Origin of the sequence: Nonomuraea sp. NPDC050691, from assembly GCF_040654455.1 — a bacterium.
In the GTDB taxonomy this organism is placed as follows: Bacteria; Actinomycetota; Actinomycetes; order Streptosporangiales; family Streptosporangiaceae; genus Nonomuraea.
Genome location: NZ_JBFAIA010000130.1, coordinates 1 through 23,367 on the forward strand (window position 1 = coordinate 1; position 23,367 = coordinate 23,367).

The 23,367-nt window shown below is 73.6% G+C and carries 18 protein-coding genes and 1 pseudogene; 9 read left to right on the top strand and 10 right to left on the bottom strand.

Annotated features, from left to right (window positions below; all coding sequences use genetic code 11):
- Positions 1 to 193 (top strand): annotated as a pseudogene (locus tag AB0H81_RS32515) (NAD-dependent dehydratase); the annotation flags it as partial.
- A 180-nt stretch (positions 194 to 373) separates the two neighbouring features.
- Positions 374 to 2,800: an ATP-dependent Clp protease ATP-binding subunit gene (locus AB0H81_RS32520; protein WP_358382206.1), complete on the top strand. Its 2,427-nt coding sequence runs from the start codon at positions 374 to 376 to the stop codon at positions 2,798 to 2,800.
- Between the two features lie 25 nt (positions 2,801 to 2,825).
- Here the strand turns inward: AB0H81_RS32520 and AB0H81_RS32525 are convergent, their stop codons facing one another.
- Together AB0H81_RS32525 and AB0H81_RS32530 are read right to left on the bottom strand one after the other, a co-directional pair.
- Positions 2,826 to 3,785 carry a DUF2218 domain-containing protein gene (locus tag AB0H81_RS32525; protein ID WP_358382209.1) on the bottom strand — a complete coding sequence of 320 codons (960 nt, stop codon included), beginning with the start codon at positions 3,783 to 3,785 and terminating at the stop codon, positions 2,826 to 2,828.
- A 106-nt stretch (positions 3,786 to 3,891) separates the two neighbouring features.
- Entirely contained in the window at positions 3,892 to 6,186 is a 2,295-nt protein-coding gene (locus tag AB0H81_RS32530) for a transglycosylase domain-containing protein (RefSeq protein WP_358382211.1), read from the bottom strand.
- Positions 6,187 to 6,319: 133 nt separating this feature from the next.
- Between AB0H81_RS32530 and AB0H81_RS32535 the strand changes: the two genes are divergently transcribed.
- Positions 6,320 to 7,354 carry a hypothetical protein gene (locus tag AB0H81_RS32535; protein WP_358382214.1) on the top strand — a complete coding sequence of 345 codons (1,035 nt, stop codon included), beginning with the start codon at positions 6,320 to 6,322 and terminating at the stop codon, positions 7,352 to 7,354.
- 290 nt (positions 7,355 to 7,644) lie between these two features.
- Here AB0H81_RS32535 and AB0H81_RS32540 read toward each other — a convergent pair whose 3' ends face one another.
- Positions 7,645 to 7,992, bottom strand: coding sequence for an MmcQ/YjbR family DNA-binding protein (locus tag AB0H81_RS32540; protein ID WP_358382217.1), 348 nt, complete (start codon positions 7,990 to 7,992; stop codon positions 7,645 to 7,647).
- A gap of 214 nt (positions 7,993 to 8,206) precedes the next feature.
- On the opposite strand from AB0H81_RS32540, the gene AB0H81_RS32545 reads away from it, so the two are divergent.
- Together AB0H81_RS32545 and AB0H81_RS32550 are read left to right on the top strand one after the other, a co-directional pair.
- The gene (locus tag AB0H81_RS32545) at positions 8,207 to 9,001 is read left to right on the top strand and encodes a class I SAM-dependent methyltransferase (protein WP_358382220.1); all 795 of its coding nucleotides are present in this window, start codon (positions 8,207 to 8,209) and stop codon (positions 8,999 to 9,001) included.
- A gap of 63 nt (positions 9,002 to 9,064) precedes the next feature.
- Positions 9,065 to 10,468 (top strand): hypothetical protein, encoded by a 1,404-nt coding sequence (locus tag AB0H81_RS32550; protein ID WP_358382223.1) that lies wholly within the window; start codon positions 9,065 to 9,067, stop codon positions 10,466 to 10,468.
- Positions 10,469 to 10,486: 18 nt separating this feature from the next.
- Here the strand turns inward: AB0H81_RS32550 and AB0H81_RS32555 are convergent, their stop codons facing one another.
- The 4 genes from AB0H81_RS32555 to AB0H81_RS32570 form a co-directional block, all read right to left on the bottom strand.
- A complete protein-coding gene (locus AB0H81_RS32555; RefSeq protein WP_358382225.1) occupies positions 10,487 to 11,239 on the bottom strand; it encodes an ABC transporter permease in 753 nt (250 codons plus the stop codon).
- Positions 11,240 to 11,458: 219 nt separating this feature from the next.
- Positions 11,459 to 11,992, bottom strand: coding sequence for a hypothetical protein (locus AB0H81_RS32560; protein ID WP_358382228.1), 534 nt, complete (start codon positions 11,990 to 11,992; stop codon positions 11,459 to 11,461).
- Between the two features lie 305 nt (positions 11,993 to 12,297).
- Entirely contained in the window at positions 12,298 to 13,551 is a 1,254-nt protein-coding gene (locus tag AB0H81_RS32565) for a hypothetical protein (protein ID WP_358382230.1), read from the bottom strand.
- 89 nt (positions 13,552 to 13,640) lie between these two features.
- Entirely contained in the window at positions 13,641 to 13,874 is a 234-nt protein-coding gene (locus AB0H81_RS32570; protein WP_358382233.1) for a hypothetical protein, read from the bottom strand.
- A 432-nt stretch (positions 13,875 to 14,306) separates the two neighbouring features.
- On the opposite strand from AB0H81_RS32570, the gene AB0H81_RS32575 reads away from it, so the two are divergent.
- Positions 14,307 to 16,286, top strand: coding sequence for a DUF1996 domain-containing protein (locus tag AB0H81_RS32575; RefSeq protein ID WP_358382236.1), 1,980 nt, complete (start codon positions 14,307 to 14,309; stop codon positions 16,284 to 16,286).
- 114 nt (positions 16,287 to 16,400) lie between these two features.
- Here the strand turns inward: AB0H81_RS32575 and AB0H81_RS32580 are convergent, their stop codons facing one another.
- Complete coding sequence (locus AB0H81_RS32580; RefSeq protein ID WP_358382239.1) at positions 16,401 to 17,054, bottom strand: tetratricopeptide repeat protein; 654 nt, start codon at positions 17,052 to 17,054, stop codon at positions 16,401 to 16,403.
- A 116-nt stretch (positions 17,055 to 17,170) separates the two neighbouring features.
- Between AB0H81_RS32580 and AB0H81_RS32585 the strand changes: the two genes are divergently transcribed.
- Positions 17,171 to 18,079 carry a cation diffusion facilitator family transporter gene (locus tag AB0H81_RS32585; protein WP_358382241.1) on the top strand — a complete coding sequence of 303 codons (909 nt, stop codon included), beginning with the start codon at positions 17,171 to 17,173 and terminating at the stop codon, positions 18,077 to 18,079.
- A 103-nt stretch (positions 18,080 to 18,182) separates the two neighbouring features.
- On the top strand, positions 18,183 to 20,039 hold the full coding sequence (locus AB0H81_RS32590; protein WP_358382243.1) for a propionyl-CoA synthetase: 1,857 nt from the start codon (positions 18,183 to 18,185) through the stop codon (positions 20,037 to 20,039).
- 22 nt (positions 20,040 to 20,061) lie between these two features.
- On the opposite strand, the gene AB0H81_RS32595 is transcribed toward AB0H81_RS32590, so the two are convergent.
- Positions 20,062 to 21,207, bottom strand: coding sequence for a HAMP domain-containing sensor histidine kinase (locus tag AB0H81_RS32595; RefSeq protein ID WP_358382245.1), 1,146 nt, complete (start codon positions 21,205 to 21,207; stop codon positions 20,062 to 20,064).
- A gap of 2 nt (positions 21,208 to 21,209) precedes the next feature.
- On the bottom strand, positions 21,210 to 21,866 hold the full coding sequence (locus AB0H81_RS32600) for a response regulator transcription factor (protein ID WP_358382247.1): 657 nt from the start codon (positions 21,864 to 21,866) through the stop codon (positions 21,210 to 21,212).
- 155 nt (positions 21,867 to 22,021) lie between these two features.
- Here AB0H81_RS32600 and AB0H81_RS32605 point away from each other — a divergent pair.
- A partial coding sequence (locus AB0H81_RS32605) for a hypothetical protein (protein WP_358382249.1) occupies positions 22,022 to 23,367 on the top strand: 1,346 nt, incomplete at its 3' end.

A 23,367-nucleotide genomic window follows, 5' to 3' on the forward strand; every position in this document is an offset into this window, starting at 1 on the left:
GGGCGGGCTCACCGACGATCCCGGCGCGGGCCGGGTCCGGCTGGAGCCGGAGGTGCCGCGCGGCACGGTGCCGCGCGACGACGTGGCGGCCGTGCTGGCCGAGCTGCTGCGCGAGCGGGCCGCGATCGGCCGGACGCTGGAGCTGGTCTCGGGCGACACACCGATCCCGGAGGCGGTCGCCGCCCTGCGCTGAGCGGTCCGTCCCGCATCCCGCGCTGCGAAAATCTTTGCCGCCCGGCGGCGTGGGCTTGACTTTGACGGGCGGCGTCTTCGGCAAGAGGTTCCCTCAGTGCGTGAGGAGGGATCGGTAATGTCGGATATGTCGCCATTCGGGGGAGATCCGTTCAGGCGGTTCGAGGAGCTCACCGGACGGATGTTCGGGGACGCCTGGCCGCCCGCCAGGCCCAGCGTGCAACGCGTCGACATCGGCCGGCTGCTCAGCGAGCAGGCCCGCCAGGTGCTCACCGGCGCCGTGGAGAGCGCGGGGCGGCGCGGAGCCGAGGACCTCGGCGACCTCGACCTGCTCGACGCCCTGACCCGGCACGACCGCACCAGGAACCTGCTCCAGGCGGCCGGCGTGAACGTGGACCGGCTCCGCGAACGGGCCGAGGCCGTCGCCACACCCGGCGAGCCCGCCGGTGAGCCGCCCTCGACGCTCTCCCCGGCCGTCAAGCGGACGCTCCTCGACGCCCAGCGCATCGCCCGCGCCCTCGGCTCCTCGTACATCGGCCCGGAGCACCTGCTGCTCGCGCTCGCCGTCAACGCGGACTCCACGGCCGCCCGGCTGCTCCAGGAGGAGGGCGTCTCCGTTCAGGAGCTCCAGCGCGCCCAGGCGTACGGCGAGGAGCCGCGCCCGGCCGACCGGATGTCCGCCAGTGACACGCCGTCGCTCGACCAGTTCGGCAGGGACCTGACCGAGGAGGCCCGTCAGGGCCGGATCGACCCGGTCGTCGGCCGCGAGGACGAGATCGAGCAGGCCCTGGAGGTGCTGTCGCGCCGCACCAAGAACAACCCGGCGCTCATCGGCGAGCCCGGCGTCGGCAAGACCGCCATCGTCGAGGGCATCGCCCAGCGCATCGTGAACGGCGACGTGCCCGACCCGCTGAAGAACCGCCGGGTCATCGCGCTCGACCTGACCGGCATGGTGGCCGGGACGAAGTACCGCGGCGAGTTCGAGGAGCGCATCAAGAAGGTCGTCGACGAGGTGCGCGCCGAGGCGGACCGGACGATCGTGTTCATCGACGAGATGCACACCCTCGTCGGCGCGGGCTCGGCCGAGGGCGGCATGGACGCCGCCAACATCCTCAAGCCCGCCCTCGCCCGCGGCGAGCTGCACGTCATCGCCGCCACGACCATCGACGAGTACCGCAAGAACGTCGAGAAGGACGCCGCCCTCGAACGCCGCTTCCAGCCGATCCTCGTCGCGGAGCCCACCGTCGAGGAGACGATCGAGATCCTGCGCGGCCTGCGCGACGCCTACGAGGCCCACCACCAGGTGCGCATCACCGACGAGGCGCTGCACGCCGCCGCCATCCTGTCCGACCGCTACATCGCCGACCGGTTCCTGCCGGACAAGGCCATCGACCTCATGGACCAGGCCTCCGCCCGGGTGCGGCTGCGCGCCCGCACGCCCCGTACCGACGTACGCGACCTGGAGGAACGCCTCGACGCGCTGCGCCGCGACAAGGACCAGGCCGTGGCCGCCGACGACTTCGACAAGGCCAAGGAACTGTCGGCCGAGATGGGCAAGCTCCGCCCCGAGCTCGACCGCGCCCGGCAGGTACGCGACGAGGTGCCGCAGGTGGCGGCCGAGGACGTCGCCGAGATCGTCTCCCGCCGCACCGGCATCCCGGTGCGCCAGCTCACCGAGCAGGAGCGCGAGCGGCTGATGCGGCTGGAGGAGCACCTGCACAAGCGGGTCGTCGGCCAGGACGAGGCCGTCGTCGCCATCGCCGAGGCGGTCCGCCGCGCCCGCGCCGGGCTGTCCGACCCGAACCGGCCGATCGGCAGCTTCCTGTTCCTCGGGCCGACCGGCGTCGGCAAGACCGAACTGGCCCGCGCGCTAGCGGCGGCGCTGTTCGGCGGCGAGGACCACATGATCCGGCTCGACATGAGCGAGTACCAGGAACGCCACACCGTCTCCCGGCTCGTCGGCGCGCCGCCCGGCTACGTCGGCTACGAGGAGGCCGGGCAGCTCACCGAGGCCGTCCGCCGCCGCCCGCACGGAGTGCTGCTGCTCGACGAGATCGAGAAGGCCCACCCCGACGTGACCAACATCCTGCTGCAGATGCTCGACGACGGCCGCCTGACCGACGGCCAGGGCCGCACCGTCGACTTCACCAACATGATCGTCATCATGACCAGCAACCTCGGCGCCCAGCTCATCCTCGACTCGGGCGACGACCCGGGCCTGGAGGAGCGCCTCATGGACCTGCTGCGGCACTCCATGCGGCCCGAGCTGCTCAACCGCATCGACGAGACGATCATCTTCAAGCGGCTGGACCGCACGCAGCTCCGCCAGATCGTCGAGCTGATGCTGGACCGCACCCGGCAGCGGCTGCGCGGCCAGGACATCGACCTCCAGGTCTCGGAGGCGGCCGTGGACTGGCTGGCCGAACGCGGCCACCAGCCCGAGTTCGGCGCCCGGCCCCTGCGGCGCGTCATCCAGCGGGAGCTGGACAACCGGCTGTCGGCGATGCTGCTGACGGGCGAGGTCAGCGAGGGCGGCCGCGTGATGGTGGACGTGGAGAACCAGCGGCTGTCCCTCCGCTCCCACAACCCCGAGCCGGTCGGCGCCTGACCGCCGGCGCCTGCCGAGCGTTACGTCACTTCCGGCGCGCGAGGGTGACGCCGTCGCGCACCGGAAGCATCACCGACTCCACCCGCTCGTCGCGGGCGATCAGCTCGTTCACGCGGCGGATCGCCACCTGGTTCTCCTCCTGGAAGGCCGGGTCGAAGACGCGCCCGCCCTGGAAGACGTTGTCGAGGACGACCAGCCCGCCCGGCCGCAGCCGGGAGACGATCTCCTCGTAGTAGGCCGGGTAGCCGACCTTGTCGGCGTCGATGAAGGCGAAGTCGTAGACCTGCTCGGCCGGCAGCGCCCGCAGCGTGTCGAGCGCCGGCCCGATGCGCAGCTCCACGCGCCCGGCCACGCCCGCGCGCTCCCAGTACTCGCGGGCGACGGACGTCCACTCCTCGCTCACGTCGCAGGCGAGCAGGTGGCCGTCCTCGGGCAGCGCGCGGGCGATGCAGAGCGAGGAGTACCCGGTGAACACCCCCACCTCGATCGCCCGGCGCGCCCCCGTCATCCGCACCAGCAGCGACAGCAGCGCGCCCTCGTCGTGCGAGATCTGCATGCCGGCCGCGCCGCCGGTGGCCTCCCGCGTGCGCGTCACCAGCTCCAGCAGCAGCTCGTCGGGCGGGGTGCAGTGCGTGAGCAGGTAGTCGCCGGCGACGGGGGAGAGGACCTCCAGCTCGTCGCCCGCGACCGGCTCCGCCCACTCGGTACGCAGGTCCTCCTGGGCGGCGAAACGCAGCAGGTGCCGGGTCACCACGTCCTGGACCACGGCCAGCGCCTCGGCGTCCGCCGCCGTCGCGATCATCTCCAGGGCGTTCCCGGACGGCGCCAGCACGCACTCCCCGCCGGACAGGGCGCCCGCGAAGGTGATCGTCGCCCGGCCGTCGGCGGACAGGGTCGTGGTGGCCTTGTGCCCGAGGTGCGAGACGAGCTGCTTGATGTAACGCTCGGGGCGGTCGGTCGGGACGAGGGCCGTCGAGATGGGCATCGGGCTCCTTCGGTGTGAGGCGGCTCCGGCTCGTACTCCGGAACCTACCCCCGCACGCCGGAGCCGCCCGCGGCGGCCCCGGCTCCTTCGCCCCGGCCCCGGCCGGTCACTCCATCCGGGTGTCGTCCGTCGTCCCGGTGCCGTCCGTCGTCCCGGTGCCGTCGGTCGCTCCGGTGCCGTCGGTCGCTTCCGGCGTCGCCGGAAGGGTGCCGCCCCCGGGCAGGTCCGCGATCTGGGTGTCGTCGATGACCCCGTCGTCGTCTACGGGCGCCTCGTCGTCCTCGGGGCTCTGCTGGCGCACCGGCGCGCAGGCCGATCCGCAGCCGCCGAAGCGGGCCTGGTCCACCGGGGTGAACGGTGTCGCCGGCGTGCCCTTCAGGGCGGCCATCATGGTGTCCTTCCAGATCGGGCCGGGCACGGAGGCGCCCTGGACCGAGCCGAAGTACTGGCCGCCGATGGTGATCCCCGTCAGCTTGTAGCGCTGCGAGCCGCGCGGGTCGCCGATGCTGACCGCGCCCGCGAGGTCCGGGGTGAAGCCGGCGAACCACGCGCTGGCGTACCCGTCGGTGGTGCCCGTCTTGCCCGCCGCCGGCCGGCCGATGCCGCCCACGCCGCGCATCGTGCCCTGGGTGAACACGCCGGACAGCACGTTGGCCGCCGCGTCGGCCACGGGCGCTTCGAACGCCTGCCGGCACTGCGGCGTGAACGAGCTGGACCGGCCGGTGGAGACGTCGGTGACCTTGGTGATGGCCAGCGGCACGCAGTACTTGCCCCGGGCGGCGATGCCCGCGTAGGCGGCCGCCACCGTCAACGGATCCATCTCGTTGATGCCGAGCGTGAACGTCTCGACCTCGTGCAGGGGCTTGCCGTCGGCCCGCCGGATGCCCAGCGACTTGGCCGTCTCCACGGTCTCGCACAGGCCGACCCGCTGCTCCAGCGCCACGAAGAACGTGTTGACGGACCCCCACGTGCCGGTCGCCAGCGTCTTGAACCCGCCCGTGCCTTCGTCGTTGGTCACCGGCCACGACGGGATCCCCATGTTGTTGCCCTTGCAGTCCTTGAAGGCGGACGCGGAGGGCGCGGTGTAGCTGCCGCCGACGCTGATGCCGTCGCCGATCTTCATGCCCTTCTTGAGCGCCGTGAGGAGGGTGAAGGTCTTGAACGTCGAGCCGGCCTGGAAACCGACCAGCCCGCCGTGCTTCATGTCGGCGACCGGGTTGTACGAGATCTCGTTCTTCTTGGCGTTGCCGCCGAACGGCCTGCTGGCCGCCATGGCCCTGATCATGCCGGTGCCGGGCTCGACCAGCGCCTCCGAGGCGAGCGCCCGGTCGGAGGCGCGCACGTACTTCTTGACGGCCTTGTCCGCGGCGGCCTGCGCCTTCGGGTCGAGCGTCGTGTAGATCCGCAGGCCGCCCCGGCGGAACGCCTCCTGCCTGGCCCGCGGGGTCTTGCCGAACGCCTTGTTGGTCAGCAGCTCGTAGCGGACGTACTCGCAGAAGAACGGCGCCGAGACAGCGGCCTGGCAGCCGTTGGGCTGGCTGACGCCCTTGTAGCCGAGCTTGGTGGCCTTGGCCTCGGCGGCCTGCTCGGGCGTGATGACCTTGAGCTGCGCCATCCGGTCGAGCACGGTGTTGCGCCGGGCGAGCAGCGCCTTGCGGGCCTTGCCGCCCGTCTCCGGGTCGGTGACGTTCGGGTTCTGGACGGCTCCCGCCAGGGTCGCCGCCTGCGGCAGGGTCAGCCGGGCCGCGGACACCCCGAAGAAGCGCCGGGCCGCCGCCTCCACGCCGTTCGCGCCCGCCCCGAAGTACACGATGTTGAGATACTTCGCCAGGATCTCGTCCTTGGTGTACTTCTTCTCGACGCTCATCGCGTAGCGCAGCTCGTTGAGCTTGCGGGCGTAACTGGCCTCCAGGGCCTTCTCCTTGCCCTCCTCGGTGTCGGCCGAGTTGAGCAGCACCTGCTTGACGTACTGCTGGGTGATGCTGGAGCCGCCCTGGCTGACCCCGCCCGAGCCGAAGTTCTTCGCCAGGGCGCGCATGGTGCCCTCGATGTCGATCGCGCCGTGCTGGTAGAAGCGGTCGTCCTCGATGGCGACGATGGCCTTGCGCATGATGTCGGAGATCTGGTCCAGCCGCACGACCTTGCGGTCCTCGGCGTAGAACTGCGCGATCCGCTTGCCCTTGGCGTCGTACACCGTGGACGCCTGCGGCAGCGGCGGCTCCGTCAGCTCCATCGGCCGCAGGTTGAGCTCCTCGGCGGCCGACACCACCGCCGCGCCGGAGCCGCCCACCGCGGGCAGCGCGATGGCCGCGACGAGCACACCGGCGGCCGCCGCCGCTCCGGTCAGGCGGACGACGCCCGTCAGCCGGGCATGGCTCCGCGTGGGGTTCTCATCGGGCATGGCGGCCATCCGACCACACCCGGCCGCGCCTGTCCAAGACTGCGCCGTCGGGCCGTCCATACCGAAGCCGATATGGGTGCAGCTCATACGGGGTGATCTTCGGGCACTCCGCCCGTTCTGGTAGGTATGGCGGATGCGCATCAAGCCGTGGGCCGCCGTCGCGGCGGCCGTCCCCCTCGCCGCGGGCTGCGTCTCCGGTCCTCCCGCCGCCCGGACGTCGCAGGCGCGTCCCTCCGCCGTCTCCGAAGGCTCGGACGCGGGTCCCGGCGCTTTCCGCGCTTCCGGCGTACCCGGCGCCTCTCCCGGCGTCTCCGGCGTCTCCGGTGCCGCTTCCGGTGTCTCCGGTGGCGCCGAGCCCCAGGTGCCGGCCGGGACCACGGCCGCGTGGGTGGTCTTCGACCGCAAGGCCGGCGGCGGCGGGCGGATCGTGGCCACGCGGAACGCCCATCGGGCGTTCCGCTCCGCCTCGGTGGTGAAGATCCTCCTCGCCGTCGACTACCTGGAGTCGCGCACGACCGTCCCGCCGGCCGACGCCCGGCTGCTGAAGATCATGCTGCGCTCCAGCGACGACGACGCCGCCTCGACGCTGTGGGACCGCGCCGGCAAGGGCGCCGTCATCACCCGCACGGCCCGCCGGCTCGGCCTGTCCGACACCGCCCCGCCGCCCGCGTCCAAGCCCGGCTTCTGGGGATACACCTCGCTCAGCGCGTACGACATCGTCCGCGTGTACCGCTACCTGCTGGACCGGGCCGCGCCCCGGGTCCGCGACACGATCCTCGGCCACCTGCGGGCCGCCACCCCGTGCGGCACGGACGGCTTCGACCAGTACTTCGGCATCCCGCGCGCTCTGCCCCGGCCGTGGGCGGTCAAGCAGGGCTGGTCGGGGTTCGGCACGGTGCCGCCGGTGCGATGCCGCCCCGGCTCCGCCTCCACGCCCCCGGCCGCCACGGGGGCGCAGGGGGCGTCGATCTCCGCCGTCGCGCTGCGCGCCCGCGGCTCCGGCGTGCCGGACCTGGGGCGTCCCGTCCTGCACACGACCGGCCTGGCCGGCAAGGACGACAGGTACGTCCTGGCGATCCTGACGGCGCACCCGGCGGGCGGCACGTGGAGCGCCTCGGTGCGCCGCGTCACCACCCTGACGGCGCAGCTGTACCGCGGCCTGCGCTGAACGCCACACCGGGCACCTTGCGCAAGTGTCAGGCGCTTGAGGACTGACGTCCGGGAGAGTTCGCGATAGTCCAGCAGGTCAGGATGTGCCAGGCGTACTCGTAGGCCGTCCGGCCGGTGCCCGTGTTCGGGCAGGCATCCGGGGGCGAGACCGAGCCGCTCGGCGCGAAGGCCGCCGCCCCGGCCGGGATGTCGGTCGGGGCCTCGTCGGGAACACCCCGAGCATGCGCGACGCGCCCCACTGCACCGCCCGGCCCAGCCGGTGTCGGGCCCGTCCTCCTCGGAGGACGGTCAGCGGACGGCGGCGGTGTAGGCGGCGTAGACCTTCTTCGGCACGACCATCCGCCACGCCTCGACGACCAGTTCGCGCATCTCGTCGTGGTCGAGGGCCGCCATCCGGGCGAGCACCCAGTTGTAGCGGAGGTCACGCTCGTCCGGCATGAGGAACGTGGCCGGCTCGGCGGCCACCAGCGCCTCGCGCTCCTCCTTGGGGAACGCGAAGCCCATCACCGTCTCGTCGCGCGAGAAGGCGACGTAGACGATCGAGCCCACCCGGAACTTCACGCGATCCCTGATGAGGTGCTCCGACGACCGGGGCAGGGTGGACGCCAGCTGCCGCACGTCCTCGACTGTGACCATGGCGCCACCGTAGCGGCCGCCACCGACATTCCCGCGCCCGTCCCGCCCGGCCCCTGCCGGCCGGCGTGGATCACCCCCCGCACCCCTCCCTCGGGCGGGCCGTCCGCCCTCTCCCGCCTCTGTCATGTATCGAAATATGAGACGAATGTTCTCTCATGATGAGACAAGGAATAGGGTTGCCCCGTCGGCCCTGGACGAGGACGAGGGAGTTCTGATGGACGCCGTATACACGCATGGCCACCACGAGTCGGTGCTGAGGTCGCACCGGTGGCGCACCGCCGAGAACTCGGCGGCGTACCTGCTGCCCCACCTCGAGCCGCACATGACGCTGCTGGACGTGGGCAGCGGGCCGGGCACCATCACCGCCGACCTGGCCGCCAGGGTGGCGCACGTGACCGCGTCCGAGGTGAGCGCCGAGGCGCTGGAGCTGGCCCGGGCCGAGGTGTCGGCCCGGGGCGTCGCCAACGTCGCCTTCGCCGTCGCCGACGTGCACGCCCTCGACTTCCCGGACGACACGTTCTGCGTCGTCCACGCCCACCAGGTGCTCCAGCACGTCGGCGACCCGGTGCGGGCGCTGCGCGAGATGCGGCGCGTGACCAAGCCCGGCGGCATCTCCGCGGCGCGCGACAGCGACTACGCGGCCTTCGCCTGGTACCCGCGGATCCCGGCGCTCGACGACTGGATGGCCCTCTACCAGCGGGTGGCGCGCGGCAACGGCGGCGAGCCCGACGCCGGACGCCGGCTCCTGTCGTGGGCCCGGGCGGCCGGCTTCGAGGACGTGACGGCCGGCTCGTCCACGTGGTGCTTCGCCACGCCCGAGGACCGGGCCTGGTGGGGCGGCATGTGGGCGGAGCGCGTCCTCAGCTCGGCCATGGCCGACCAGGCGCTCGCCACCGGCGCCGCCACCCACGACGACCTGCGCTGCATGTCCGACGGGTGGCGCGAGTGGGCCGCGGCCGAGGACGGCTGGATGTCCATCCTGCACGGCGAGATCCTCTGCCGCGCCTGAACCGTCCCGGGATCTGCTGGTTCCGGTCGCGGGTGCCGGTGACGGCTGGCACACTCGTCCGCCATGGACATCGACTCCGGCGCGGACCACGGCCCGGTCCTGGGTCTCCAGGAGGTGCTGCGGCTCCTGGCCGAGGCCGACTCCGGGCGGCTGCGCCCCGACCTCCGCGACGGACGGTACGCCGCGGTCGTCCACGACCAGGACGGCGATCTCCTGGACGACGACCTGGACGACGCGGACCTGGACGACACGGACCTGGACGACACGGGCCCCGGGGACGACGCCCCGGAGGACGGCGAGCCCCTGTGTGCCCGCGTGATCGGCGAGGCCACGTCGATCGCCGCCGCGCTCGACCTGCTGGCGGGCGAGGTCACCTCCTTTGACGCCGGCGAGCCGGAGGAGATGCTCGAGGAGATGGAGGAGGAGTACGAGGACGAGATGCCGCAGGTCGTGGGCGAGATCCGGTCACCGGGACGACGACTGCTCGCCCTCGTCCTGGCGGGGTACGCGGGACCGCTGAACATCGTGACCGACCGCGGCTGGAGGGATCACTACCTCGGCCGCGCGCCGCTCCTGTTCCCCGGTGCCCGCTTCGTGTTCCTCGCCAGCGCCGCCCCGCCGCACCACGAGGAGGCGTACGCCGTCCTCGAACTCCAGCCGGTGGGCACGCCGTCGCCCGCCGACCGTTCCCTGATGGAGGCGGGCGACGCCGCCGCCGTCGAAGCCGCTCTCACCGGCGGCGCGAACGTCGACGCACTCGACGAGCGCGGCATGTCACCCCTCCACCACGCGGTCGCGCACCGCCGCCCGGACGTCGTCGCGGCGCTGCTCGCCGCCGGGGCCGACCCCGCCCGGCAGGCCGCGTTCGGCAACGCCCCGCACTTCGCCACGCTCGGCGCGGCCCGGACCGCCGGGGCCGGCGCCCGGCGTGTCGAGGACGGGATCGTCGCAGCCGGCGCCCGGCGTGTCGAGGGCGCGGCACACTGGGCGATCCTCCGGGCGCTGGTCGAGGCCGGAGCGCCGGTGAACGCGGGGGACCTGACGGGCGCCACGCTGCTCGACCTCGCGATCGCCACGCGCCCCTACCCGGAGGAGGCGATCGGCTTCCTGACCGGGCGCGGCGCCCGCACCGCCCACCGCGCGAGCGAGCCGCTGGCCGAGCTGCTGCGCCGGCTGCCCTACTCCTCCGCCGAGGCCCTGGAGATCCGGGTGAACGAGGTGCGGTTCCTGCTCGACTCCGGCGCCGGCACCGGAGGAGCCCTGCACGCCCTGCTGGAGTGCACCGGGTACTACGAGCACGAGGTGCCCGGAGAGATCCTCGTCGCCCTGGTGGACGAGATCCTGCGGCACGGCGCCCGTGACACGCCCGACGGGCGCGGCCGTACCGCTCTCACGATGGCCGAGTCGTGGGTGTCCCGCGGCAACCACCCCAACTACGAGCCGGTGGTCGAGCGCCTCCGCACCTGAGTGCTGATCGGAGCGCCGTCAGCGCCCGGGCGGGCCGAACCAGCCGCGCGCGGCCACCTCGATCGTCACCACCGTCGCCGCGGCCTCGGCGGCCAGCAACGCCACCAGCACCACGAGCTGCACGATCCCGGCCTGTACGGGGCTCGCCCCGCCCAGCAGCATGCCCACGAACGCGCCCGGGAGCGTGACCAGACCCACGGTCCGGGTCTGGTCCAGCGCGGGCACCAGTGCCTGGGAGGCCGCCGGGCGGCAGATCTCCAGCGCCGCCTCCCTCGGGGTGAACCCGAGCGACAGGGCCGCCTCCACCTCGCCTTTGCGCTGGGTCAGTTCGTCCAGGGCGCGCCGCCCGGCCAGGGTGGTGGCGGTCAGGCAGCCGCCGAGCAGGATCCCGGCCACCGGGATGACCACGACCCCCTTCGCGGAGATCACCCCGCCGGCGGCCAGAACGCCCAATACCGGTACGACGCCCGCCGCGATGGGCACGGCCGCCCACCATCCGCTCCGGTCGTGGGTGATGCGCCGGCCCGCGGTGAAGGCGGCGACGCCGTACATGAGCAGGATGAAGCCCGCCACCGCGGCGGAAGAGGCGATCACCCAGGCGATCACCGCGGACACGGCGCCGAGCTGAACGGCCGCGCGCACGCCGGCGGTGACGACGGCCCGTCCGTGACCGAGCCGCCCCAGCCAGGCCACCAGCGCCCCCAGCACGACGAGGGCGACGAGCACGGCCGGGAGCAACGGCGTGAGCGTGATCAGCGAAGACGAGCGCACGCCCAACAGTCTGACGTCCCTCGTCACGATCACGAGCGATCGGGGCGGGGTGGGGCGTGCGCGTCCGAGGTGCGGCGGGTCGGAGGCGCACCGGGTCCGAAGTCCAGCGGGTCTGAAGTACGGACGTCACGGCCGGATGGGAACGCAGGGCCGGATCGGACGGCAGGGCCGAAGGGGAAGGTCAGCGGGGTCGCGCCCGGTAAGGTCCCCGGTGCCGGGTCACGTGCCCAGGGTGCGGGCGCGCTGCCACTGGGGGTCGCGGTAGAGGACCACGTCGGTGCCGGCCAGCAGCTCGTCCGGGGCGGACAGCATGGTGATCTCACCGGCCGCCTGGAGGCGCAGCAGCAGGTCGCGCACCCTCGGCCCCACAGGCAGGCGGCCCGCCTGCACGCCCAGGCCGGAGCGCACCACGTCGGCGACCTCCGACAGATGGAACGGCCCGTCGAAACCCGCCACGACGTCGCGTACCACGCTCATGGTGATGAGCTGCTCGGCCTCGGCGTAGGCGAGCTGCCAGACGACCTGCTCGCGCCGCCGGCCGGTGGCCGCGCACGACGTGCAGCCCCGCGTCAGTCCGGGCGCGAACCCGGGCGCCACCTGCTCCTCGGCCGAGCCCAGGCAGACGCTGCACTGTCCGGTCTCGGCGGCGTGCACCTCGGCGCTCATGCGGTTGGGCAGCTCTTCACCGCAGTCGCAGACGTACGCCTCGCCCAGGATGGGGGCTGCGGGGGGAGTGATCGTGTGCTTCGTCATCGCCGCCGACTCTACCCCCGCCCTCGGCACCCGCGTCCCCGCCCCCGCGCCACCACCCGCCGGCACCACGCCCCTCTCGCGAGCCCCGCGTCCCCGCGCCGCTTCCACGCGCGCCTATCCCCGGACCTTCGCCACGGGCCTCCGCCCCACTCACCTTCTCCCCGCATGCGCCTTCTTCCGCGCCCGAGGCCTTCCACCACCGGCCACGTCCATGTTCGCGGCCCTACGCATGCGCGGTCCTGCCAGGTGAACGGGGAGTTGAGACCGGCGTGGGCTCCTTTCCGGGGTGAGGCCCGTAGGAGGCTCTAGCCGCAGATCGAGGCCAGGCCGTGCAGGCGGCGCAGTGCCTTGCGGGCGGCGGCGGCGACGCGTTCGTCCGGATGGTGGTCGATGAAAACCCGGAGCACCTGCGCCGTCCACGGATGATCGCCCAGGGCGAACAGCGTCAGAGTCCCCGCCTGCTCCTCCGCGTCCATGCCCATCGCGATCGAGGCGATCACCTCGTCCGTCTCGCCGCCGAACTCCAGCAGCGTCGCCGCCATGTCCACCAGCGCCCACGCGATCTCCTCAGGCGTCGAGGGACGCTCGTCCCGGCCCAGGCGGGCCGCGATCACCGCCCCGATCCGGGGCGTCCCGATCAGCCGGTCGAGCACTCGCCTGCCCTCGTCGCCGAAGTCCGTGGCCAGCAGTTCCACGCCGACGGCCCGGCCCAGCGGGCTCGCCGTGGCGAGCGCGGCGCCCACCTCCTCGGCGGCCTCACGGCGGTCCTTGCCGGCGAGCCAGCCGGTCAGCTCCTCCAACCGTTCCGGCTCCGGGTACGAGCGCAGGCCCTGCAGCAGCCCGGCGGCGTCCCGCGACGCGAACGATCCCATGACCGGAATGTCCTGCCCGGATGCCTCGCTGATCAGCCCCCTGGCCGCCCACGAGCCGAGCGGGCTCAGCGCGTAGATCTCCTCCGCCTCCGCCTCCGCCTGCTCGCTCCTCGCCTTGCGGCTCCGTCCCCGCGTCGCGGCGGGGGGCGGATCCTGCGCGACCCGCCGCACCAGTCCGAGCGTGCCGAGGACGCCCGGCGGGCCGGCCAGCCGCTCGCGCCGCATGAACAGGCGTACCAGGCACAGGAAGACCCGCTCGTCGCGCAGGATGACGTCGCGGCACACCTCGGTCCACGTACGGAGCAGCTGCCCGTCGTCCCCGTGCCGCAGGACCTCCGTCACCCGCGTCCGGCCCGCCTCGTCGAGCAGCCCCTCGCCGCCCGTCATCGGGGTGGCCGAACCGGGTGGCTCCTCGTTCGCGATCGGTCCGCCGGTCGCGCCGGGCGGCCCTTCGCCCCCGGGCGTTCCGGCGGCCTTCTCCTCCGCGGCTCCGGCGGATGGCGCCTCGGGGGTCCCAGCGTCCGCGGAGGGGAGCGCCTCCCCGTCTGGTGCGGTCTCCGTCGTCAGGGTGGCGCGCAGGAGGGCCGTCGTCAGGGGTGTCGCGCGTACGGCCGCCGCCAGCTCGGCCTCGGAGGGCAGCCGCACCGGCGGCTGGAGGGGCAGCGTGTCATCGTCGTTGGTGGCCACGACACTCATCCTGACGGACCCCGCCCCTGGTGTGGCGGTCACCCCGGCCACAAGGCCCGGGCTGCCCCTGCAGCAGCCCGCTTCATGATTCACGGGCACCCGGGATCCGGCAGGCTGGAGTCCTGACCTGGGACATCGAGCAGCTCGACCTGGACGCCTACCTCGCCCGCATCGGCCACGACGCTTCCCGCACCCCCTCCGCCGAGACGCTGCGCGCCGTCCACCGCGCGCACGTCACCTCCATCCCGTTCGAGAACCTCGACGTCGTCCTCGGCGGGGGCGCCCGCATCCGGCACGGCCGCCTCCATCTGCCGCGCACCCACGCCATGCTCACGGTCGAGTCCGAGGAGGGTGGGTGCCGGCTGGCCGACGTGGGGTTCGGGGGCGAGGGGCTGGTGGAGCCATGCCGTTACGCGACGGGGCGACCGCGCGCGTGGGGGAGTGGGCGTGGCGGCTCGGTCGCGACGGCGACGCCTGGGTGCTGCACGCCGGCGACACCGAGCAGTACGCGTTCCGGGAGGGCGAGCCGCAGTACCCGAGCCCTCCCGACCGCCCCCCAAACGGGCCCCTGACCTCCTGCGAGAGTCCGCGCCTGACCCCTCTCGAACCGCCTCCGGTCTCCTTCGGGCGGCGTCCTCGCGAGGGGGCGCGCCGGGGGCCGTGTCCGTCACGGGCTGAACCGCCGGCCCGGCGACGCCGTACCTGGCGAAAAGCAGATCTTCCAGATCTGCTTCATCAACCGGGAGGAGTGTCGCATGCGAGGTGCGTCGCGTGGACGTCCGTTCAAACCCTGGCTGACCCTGTTCGGCGGCATCGTGCTGGTGCTCGCGACGGGCCCGTCACCGCAGCAGGGGGCTGGCGTGTTACGGCTGTCCGGCGTCGGGTTGGCCGCCTCCGGCACGAGCAGCGCGGAGACGATCGTCTGCCCCGGCGTGGCGGACCGGTTGCCCGCGGTCCCGGCGGCGGCGCGGGAGGAGGTGGACCGCAACCTGGCGCAGCTCGACAAACAGATCGCCGAGGCGAACGCGCGGCTGGCGTCGTCCGTGGGACAGGGCGGCCCCAACTTCGTGCGCAACGCCATCCTCGGGCCGCTGGAGGACAAACGGGTCGCGACCATCAACCGCATAGCCACCGCCATCGGCCGCGTGGCCGCCCGTCCCGGGGGACTCGTCGCGCTCGCCCCGTGCGCGCTGTCCGGAACGGCGGCCCCCACGGGAACGGCGGCTCCCACCGGGACGGCGGCCCCCACGGAGACGGGCACGGCCGCCCCCACCGCCACGGCCCCCGCCACCGGCCAGAAGATCGTCTGCCCGGGCGTCAAGAACCGGTTGCCCGCGGTCCCGGCGGCGGCGCGGGAGGAGGTGGACCGCAATCTGGCGCAGCTGGACAAGCAGATCGCCGAGGCGAACGCGCGGCTGGCGTCGTCCGTGGGACAGGGCGGCCCCAACTTCGTGCGCAACGCCATCCTCGGGCCGCTGGAGGACAAGCGGGCCGCCGCCATCGACCGGATCGCGATCGCGATCGGCCGCGTCGCCGCCCGCCCGCCCGGCCTGGAGTCGCTGGCCGCGTGCAGCCTGTCAAGGTCAGGGTCCACGCCCGGATCCTCCGCCACGGCGGCGCCGAAGACCGCGGACCCGGCGGCGATCGGGCCGGCGGCGGAGGACTTCGTCGACATCCGGCAGGTCGCCCGCGCCGAGCAGCGCCGGAGCACGGGCAGGGGCTCCCGCGGCACGTTCCTCTCCCGCTGCGGCGTCCCGCGGGAGTCCCACGCCAACGAGGACAACCTCATCATCGCCCCCGGCGTCCAGGACGGCGCCCAGCAGCTCGTCGACTACGTGGGCAACACCTCGGCCGACGCGCTCTCCACCAACGAGAGCCTGGCCGCGTCCACCACCACCTGCGCCAACCGCGCCGACCAGTCCGCGTACTTCTGGCCCGCCCTGCGCACCCGCTCCGCCGGCGACCTGAGCGCCGCCTCCACGAGCACGACCACGCCCATGACCACGGGCGCCGAGGCGGCCCCCACCGATCCTGAGGCGACCGACCTGCCGACCGACGTCCCCACCGACCTCGGCCCCACCGACCTGCCGCCCGAGTCCGGCGCCACCGACCTGCCTGCCGAGGCCCTCACCGCCCAGCCCGACGCCGCCTCCACGGCGCAGGCGGACCGCAACCGGAAGACCGCGGAGAACAACGTCGGCACCCCGGTGGCGCCCGTCGCCGTGCGCATCCAGTACCGGGGCAACCCCACCTCCCGGGTCACGGCGATGCCGCGCTTCCTCAGGCTGTTCGCCGGCGACCCGAGGGCGCTCACCAACGGCGACGACAACGTCCGCGCGGCGTGGAGCTGCACCGGCTTCACCGACCGGCTGACCGACAAGTACCCGATCTGCCCCTCCGGCAGCGACCTGGTGCGCGTCCACGACATGCCGAGCTGCTGGGACGGCGAGAACACCGACAGCGCCACCCACCGCGCGCACCTCGTCTTCCCCGGCGAGGACGGCGCCTGCCCGAGCGGCACGCGCGCCGTGCCGCAGCTCCGCGTCACGCTCGTGTACGGCGACCTGCCCACGGACCGGCCGCAGGGCACGGACGTCCCCTTCGCCCTGGACTCGTTCGCCAGCGAGCGCCACGCCCCGCAGACCGCCCACGCCGGCGCCGTCGTCGTGATGTCGGACCGGCTCATGCGGACGGTCGTCCGGTGCATCAACAGCGGCAGGAACTGCTTCACCTGATCCTCTGACCGGCGCGACCCCGGCCCGCGAGGCGAAGACCCGCGGGCCGGGGCCCGCCCAGGAGGACGCTCGAAATGCTCGCGGCTCAGGAGGACGCTCCGAGATGCTCGCGGCTCAGGAGGAAGCGGCCAGGCGGGCCCGCGCCTCCTCCACCTGGCGCAGGATCGCCTTGGCGCCGCTGGCCTCCGCCAGCTCGGCCGCCTCGGTCGCCAGCTTCCCGGCGTCACCGAGCCGTCCCTCGTCGACCGCGACGTGGACGAGGCCCACCAGGTTCGCGGCGACGCCGGGCAGGAACCCCGCCTCCCGGCGCAGCCGCGTCGACTCCTCCAGCCGCTCCCGCGCCACGTCCAGCCGTCCCGCGGCGTGCGCGGCGATGCCCAGGTGACGCGCCGCGTACGACGCGGTCAGCCGGTCGCCGGCGGCGTCCGCCAGCGCGTACGAGCGCTCCAGCAGCGGGAGCGCCGTGTCGTGGTCGTGCCGCACGACCTGGTGGTACGTCCCGAGCCAGAACACCGCCTCGGCCTCGCCCCGCGCGTCGCCCAGCGACCGGTAGAGGCCGCGGGCCCGCAGGAACAGCGGCAGCTCGTCCGGATCCTCCTCGCCGTCGCGGAGGAAGCGGGCGTGCGCGATCCGCCCGCGCGCCAGGGCGAGGCCGGCCTCGACCGCGTCCAGCTCCCGGCCGGCCGCGGCCAGGGCGCCGTCGTCACCGCCGAACACGGCCTCCTCGTAGAGCGCCCGCACCCGCTCGGTCCACCCCTCAGCCCCCATGGTCTCCCCTCCCAGCACCCATCGTCCCATCCCCCGGAAGTCCGGCGGGTGGTAGATCCTCACCGGTGCGGGTAGACGGCGACGGTGAGCACGGACGGATCAGAAGAGGCCACACGGTGAGCAAGGACGGATCGGAAGAGGCGACACTCGCGGCGCTGGCCGCCAACGTCGGGATCGCGGTGTCGAAGTTCGTGGCGTTCTTCTTCACGGGCTCGTCGGCCATGCTGGCGGAGGGCATCCACTCCACCGCGGACTCGGGCAACCAGCTGCTCCTGATGCTGGGGCGCAGGCAGTCGGCGCACCGGCCGAGCCGGGCGCACCCCTTCGGCTACGGCGCCGTCCGCTACTTCTACGGCTTCCTGGTGTCCGTGGTGCTGTTCTTCGGCGGCGGCCTGTTCGCGCTGTACGAGGGCTACGAGAAGATCGTCCACCCGCATCCGCTGGAGAGCTGGCCCTGGGCCATCGGCGTCCTGCTCGTCGCCATCGTCATGGAGGGCATGTCGCTGCGCACGGCCGTGCGCCACTCCAACCGGGTGCGCGCCGGCCGGTCGTGGGCCCGCTTCGTCAAGGAGGCCAAGGCGCCCGAGCTGCCCGTGGTGCTGCTGGAGGACACGGCGGCGCTGGCCGGGCTGGGCTTCGCGCTCGCCGGCGTGACGCTGTCGCTGGTCACGGGCAACACCCAGTTCGACGGCATCGGATCGGTGGCCATCGGCCTGCTGCTGGTCGTCGTGGCCCTCATCCTGGCGCGGGAGACCAAGAGCATGATCATCGGGGAGGCGGCCTCGCCGGCCGTGCAGGACGCCATCGAGGACGTCCTGCACAGCGACCCCGCGATCCGGTCCTTCACCGAGCTGCGGACGCTGCACCTCGGGCCGGACGACGTGCTCGTCGCCGCACGCGTGATCATGCTCGACGAGCAGGACATGGAGGAGGCGTCGCGGGCCCTGGCCGACACCGAGCGCCGCATCCGCGACCGCGTGCCGGTCGCCACCACGATCTACCTCCAACCGGCCGTGCCCTCCTGATGGCCCACATTCGCCCCGCCCGTCCCGAGAGGTCCACAGGTCAGCGCCCACGCTTCGCCAAGGGCCCTTGCGTCCGGCGCCGGGGCGCTGATCTGATCGAAGGGTGAGCACCTACGACGCCGTCTACCGGCGCAGCATCGACGACCCCGAGGGTTTCTGGGCGGAGGCCGCTGCGGGCATCGACTGGGACGTGGCGCCCGAGGCCGTCCTGCGCGACGGCCGGTGGTTTCCCGACGGCCGGCTCAACACCTGCTTCAACGCCGTGGACCGGCACGTCCTGGCCGGCCACGGCGACCGTACGGCGCTGATCCACGACAGTCCGGTGACCGGCTCCGTGCGCGCCCACACCTACGCCGAGCTGCTCGACGAGGTGGCGCGGACCGCCGGGATGCTGCGCGGCCTCGGCGTCGGAGCGGGCGACACCGTGGTCATCTACATGCCGATGGTGCCCGAGGCCGTGATCGCGATGCTGGCCTGCGCGCGCCTCGGCGCGATCCACTCGGTGGTCTTCGGCGGGTTCGCCGCGGCCGAGCTGGCCGTCCGCATCGACCACGCGCGCCCGGTCGTGGTGCTGTCGGCCTCGTGCGGCATCGAGCCGTCCCGGATCGTCGCGTACAAGCCGCTGCTCGACGCCGCGCTGGAGCAGGCCGGGCACCGCCCCGCGCACTGCGTGATCCTCCAGCGCCCGCAGCAGCCCGCGGCCCTCGTCGAGGGCCGCGACCTCGACTGGGCCGACGCCGTGCGCGACGCGGCGCCGGCCGAGTGCGTCAGCGTCGCCGCGACCGACCCGCTGTACGTGCTCTACACCTCCGGCACCACCGGCGCGCCCAAGGGCGTCGTGCGCGACAACGGCGGCCACGCCGTGGCGCTGCACTGGAGCATGGGCAACGTGTACGGCGCCGCGCCCGGTGAGGTGTTCTGGGCCGCCTCCGACGTCGGCTGGGTCGTCGGGCACTCGTACATCGTGTACGGGCCGCTGCTGAAGGGCTGCACGACCGTGCTGTACGAGGGCAAGCCGGTCGGCACGCCCGACCCGGGCGCGTTCTGGCGGGTGGCGTCCATGCACGACGTGCGCGTCATGTTCACCGCGCCGACCGCCATCCGGGCGATCAAGAAGGAAGACCCCGCCGGAGATTTCACCAAAAAATGGGATCTGTCGGGTCTTCGGTATCTCTTCCTGGCGGGTGAGCGGCTCGACCCCGACACCTACCACTGGGCCGCCGGTCTGCTCGGCGTCCCCGTCATCGACCACTGGTGGCAGACCGAGACCGGCTGGCCGGTCGCTTCGGGCTGCGCGGGCCTCGGCCTGCCGCCCGTCAAGCCCGGCTCGCCGACCAAGCCCGTCCCCGGCTACGACGTGCGCGTCCTCGACCCGGCGGGGGAGGAGTGCCCGCCCGGCGTCGAGGGCGCGATCACCATCCGCCTGCCCCTGCCGCCCGGCACGCTGCCCACCCTCTACCGCGACGACGCCCGCTTCGCCGCCTCCTACCTGTCCCGCTACCCCGGCCACTACCTGACCGGCGACGGCGGCTACGTCGACGAGGACGGCTACCTGTTCGTCATGGGCCGCATCGACGACGTCATCAACGTCGCCGGCCACCGCCTGTCGACCGGCCAGATGGAGGAGGTCATCGCCGCCCACCCGGACGTGGCCGAGTGCGCCGTGATCGGCGTGGCCGACGAGCTGAAGGGCGAGCTGCCGGTCGGGTTCGTGGTGCTCAAGGCCGGCGCGGACCGCGACCCCGCCGACGTGGAACGGGAGGTCGTCGCGCTGGTACGCGAGCGCGTCGGCCCGGTCGCCGCGTTCCGCCGGGCCGTCGTGGTCACCCGCCTGCCCAAGACCCGCTCCGGCAAGATCCTGCGCGGCACCATGCGCGACATCGCGGCCGGGCGGCCCTACCGCACGCCGTCCACGATCGAGGACCCGGCCGTGCTGGGGGAGATCTCCGACGCCCTCTGACCGCGAGCCCAGGCCGGGCGCGCTAGGGAGCCGCGGCCGGCAGCTCCACCGTGATCGTCAGGCCGCCCTCGTCGCGCGGCCGGGCCACCACCGTCCCGCCGTGCGCCTCGGTGATCACCCGCACGATCGACAGGCCCAGCCCGCTTCCCCGGTCCGAGCGCAGCCGGTCGCCGTGCAGCCGCCGGAACGGCTCGAAGATGGTCTCGATCTCGTACGGCGGCACCTGGAGGCCCGTGTTGGCCACCACGAGCTCCACCCGCTCGGCCCGCTGCCGCGTCGTCACCCAGACCTCGCCCTTGGGGTGGTTGTGCCGGATGGCGTTCTCCACGAGGTTCTGCACCAGCCGCTCCACCAGCACCGCCTCGCCCGTGGTCGGCGCGGCGTCGAGCAGCCGGTGGATGGTCACCTCCCGCTCGCCCGCCTCTTCGGCCGCGAGGTCCAGCACGTGCTCGGCCACGTCCGTCAGGTCGAACGGCCGCCGGTCCAGCACCGCCTGCTCGCCCTCGGCCAGCGCCAGCAGCCCGTCGATGAGCCGTTCGTGGCGGGCGTTGACGAGCAGCAGCGACTCGCCGAGCCGCTTGACGTCGTCGGTGGCGTCGGGGCGGCGCACCGCCACGTCCACCAGCGTCCGGTTGATGGTCAGCGGGGTACGCAGCTCGTGCGAGGCGTTGGCGACGAAGCGGCGCTGGCCGTCGAAGGAGCGGGCCAGCCGGCCGAGCATGGTGTCGTAGGTGTCGGTCAGCTCCTTCAGCTCGTCGTGCGGCCCGTCGTACGCGATGCGCTCGGTCAGGTCGTGGTTGTGCGCGACCCGGCGGGCGGTCTCGGTGACGGAGGTGAGGGGCCGCAGCACCCAGCCGGCGGCGCGCCAGCCGGCGCCGAAGGCGATCCCGGCGGCGGCGAGCACGGCGAGCGCGCCGATCGTGCGCACGTTGGCCAGCGCGTCGCGCTCGTAGACGGCGCGGACCTGCATGACGCGGTCGCGGGCCACTTCGTAGTACAGGTCGCCGCGGCCGATCGACCAGCCGTCACGGACGTTGATCCGGGTCGGCGTGATCAGGCCGCTGCGGTACTGCAGGCTGTGCCGCACCGTCAGGTACACGCCCGCGACCACGAGCGTGCCGAGGACGGCCGTGACGACGGCGGCGGCCAGGGCGAAGCGCAGGCGCATGCTCATAGGATGCGGTACCCCGATCCCGGCACGGTCTCGATGACCTGCGGTTCGCCGAGCTTCTTGCGCAGCTTGGTCATCGTCGTGCGCACGGTGTTGGTGAACGGGTCGATGTTCTCGTCCCACACCTTCTCCAGCAGCTCCTCGGCGGACACGACGGCCCCCCGCGCGCGCAGCAGCTCGGCCAGCACGCCGAACTCCTTGCGCGCCAGCGGCACGTACCGGCCCCCGCGGAACACCTGCCGGTGCGCCCAGTCCAGGCGCACGCCGGCCCGCTCCAGCATCGGCGGGTCGGCCTTGCGGGCGCGGCGGCCGAGCGCGTGCACCCGCGCCACCAGCTCCTCGAACGCGAACGGCTTCGGCAGGTAGTCGTCGGCGCCCAGCGACAGCCCCGCCACGCGCGAGCGCACGTCGCCGGCCGCGGTCAGCATGAGCACCCGTACCAGCCAGCCCTCCTCGACCACGCGCGCGCAGACGTCGTCGCCGTGAACCCCGGGGAGGTCACGGTCGAGGATGAGCACGTCGTAGTCGTGCACGCCGAGCCGTTCCAGCGCGGCGTCGCCGTTGTAGGCGACGTCCACCGCGAGCGCCTCCCCGCGTAACCCCTCCGCGATCGAGTCGGCGAGCATCCGCTCGTCCTCGGCGATCAGAACACGCACTTGTAGCCCCCATGTGACGCGAAAACCCCGGCAGTATGCCCGGGCCGGGATAACGCGGGCATAACCAGATGTGGTGATCCTCACGTTAGCGCCCACCCGCTGGACTGCGTCCCCTACGGCCGGATCCGCCCGGTCTGTCCCGGGGGAGGGCATCCATGGCGACCGCGTTCGCGGCGTCCATCCGGTCGCGCGCGCAGGAGAGCGGGAGGCGGCCCCGCCTCCGGGGGCATCTGGTCTTCGGGCTCGCGCTCGTGCCGGCCGTCGCGCTGCGCGTGCTCGTCCTGCTCGGGTACGACACCGCGCAGCTCTACTGGTACGACTCGTTCACGTACCTCGACACGGCCGTCCACCTGCGCCCGCAGGGCGCCTTCCATCCGGCCGGCTACTCGTGGTTCCTGTGGCTGCTGCGGCCCTTCCACAGCGTCGGGCTGGTCGCCGGGGTGCAGCACGCGATGGGGCTCGGCGTCGGCGTGATGATCTACGCGTTGCTGCGCCGCCGGTCGCTGCCGGGATGGGGGGCCACGCTGGCCGCCGCGCCCGCGCTGTTCGACCCGTCGTTCCTGCGGCTGGAGCACGCGATCCTCTCCGACCTCCAGGTGATCTTCCTGGTGGTGGCGGCGCTGCTCGTGGTGATGTGGCGCGAGGAGGTCTCCACGGGCGCCGCGACCCTGGCCGGCCTGCTCGTCGCGCTGGCCGGGCTCACCCGGACCGCGGCCGCGCCGCTGCTGGGCATCGTCGTCCTGCACCTCCTCGTCCGGCGGGCCGGGTGGCGGCGGGTGGCCGCCGCGGCCGTCGCCGGCGTCCTGCCGCTGGTTACCTACGCCGGCTGGTACGCCCAGCACCACGGCAGGTTCGCGCTCAGCGGCTCCGACGGGGTCGCGCTGTGGGCCCGGACGATGACGTTCGCCGACTGCTCGGTGATCCGGCCGCCCGCGGACGAGGCCGTGCTCTGCCCGAACGGCACCGTCGCCGACGCCGCCTCCGAGTACGTGTGGGCGCCCGGCGCGTCGCTGAACCGGCTGCCCGGCGGCCGGTTCGCCCACAACGACCTGGCCCGCTCCTTCGCGCTGCGGGCCATCGCCGCCCAGCCGCTCGACTACCTGCGCGAGGTGGCCCGCGACACCGCGCTCGCCTTCACCTGGGAACCCGTGCGGCATCCCCGGCGGGTGAGCCCGACGACCTCGTTCCCGCGCGGCTCCTGGCCGCTGCCCGAGGAGCAGCCGCTCGTCGGCAAGGTGCGCCGGGAGTACGACCCGGGCATCCGCGGCATGAGCTCCGTCGAGCCGTACGCCTCGGTGCTGGCCGCCTACCGGTACCCGTGGTTCCTGCACGGCACGCTCTTCGGCGTGATCCTGCTGGCCGGCGGCCTGGCCTCGGTGGGACGCCGCCGGCCGGCGCTGCTGCCCTGGGCGTTCGCGATGTTCCTGCTCGTCGCCCCGGTGGCCGCGCTCGACTTCGACCACCGGTACGTGCTGCCCGCCATCCCGGTGGCCTGCCTGGC

Excerpts from the sequence above, each read along its gene's own strand:
- AB0H81_RS32580 (WP_358382239.1), bottom strand. The coding sequence starts at position 17,054 with ATGGGGGCTGAGGGGTGGACCGAGCGGGTGCGGGCGCTCTACGAGGAG.
- AB0H81_RS32525 (WP_358382209.1), bottom strand. The coding sequence starts at position 3,785 with ATGCCCATCTCGACGGCCCTCGTCCCGACCGACCGCCCCGAGCGTTAC.
- AB0H81_RS32575 (WP_358382236.1), top strand. The coding sequence starts at position 14,307 with ATGCGAGGTGCGTCGCGTGGACGTCCGTTCAAACCCTGGCTGACCCTG.
- AB0H81_RS32535 (WP_358382214.1), top strand. The coding sequence starts at position 6,320 with ATGCGCATCAAGCCGTGGGCCGCCGTCGCGGCGGCCGTCCCCCTCGCC.
- AB0H81_RS32595 (WP_358382245.1), bottom strand. The coding sequence starts at position 21,207 with ATGCGCCTGCGCTTCGCCCTGGCCGCCGCCGTCGTCACGGCCGTCCTC.
- AB0H81_RS32550 (WP_358382223.1), top strand. The coding sequence starts at position 9,065 with ATGGACATCGACTCCGGCGCGGACCACGGCCCGGTCCTGGGTCTCCAG.
- AB0H81_RS32540 (WP_358382217.1), bottom strand. The coding sequence starts at position 7,992 with ATGGTCACAGTCGAGGACGTGCGGCAGCTGGCGTCCACCCTGCCCCGG.
- AB0H81_RS32560 (WP_358382228.1), bottom strand. The coding sequence starts at position 11,992 with ATGACGAAGCACACGATCACTCCCCCCGCAGCCCCCATCCTGGGCGAG.
- AB0H81_RS32545 (WP_358382220.1), top strand. The coding sequence starts at position 8,207 with ATGGACGCCGTATACACGCATGGCCACCACGAGTCGGTGCTGAGGTCG.
- AB0H81_RS32520 (WP_358382206.1), top strand. The coding sequence starts at position 374 with ATGTTCGGGGACGCCTGGCCGCCCGCCAGGCCCAGCGTGCAACGCGTC.
- AB0H81_RS32530 (WP_358382211.1), bottom strand. The coding sequence starts at position 6,186 with ATGCCCGATGAGAACCCCACGCGGAGCCATGCCCGGCTGACGGGCGTC.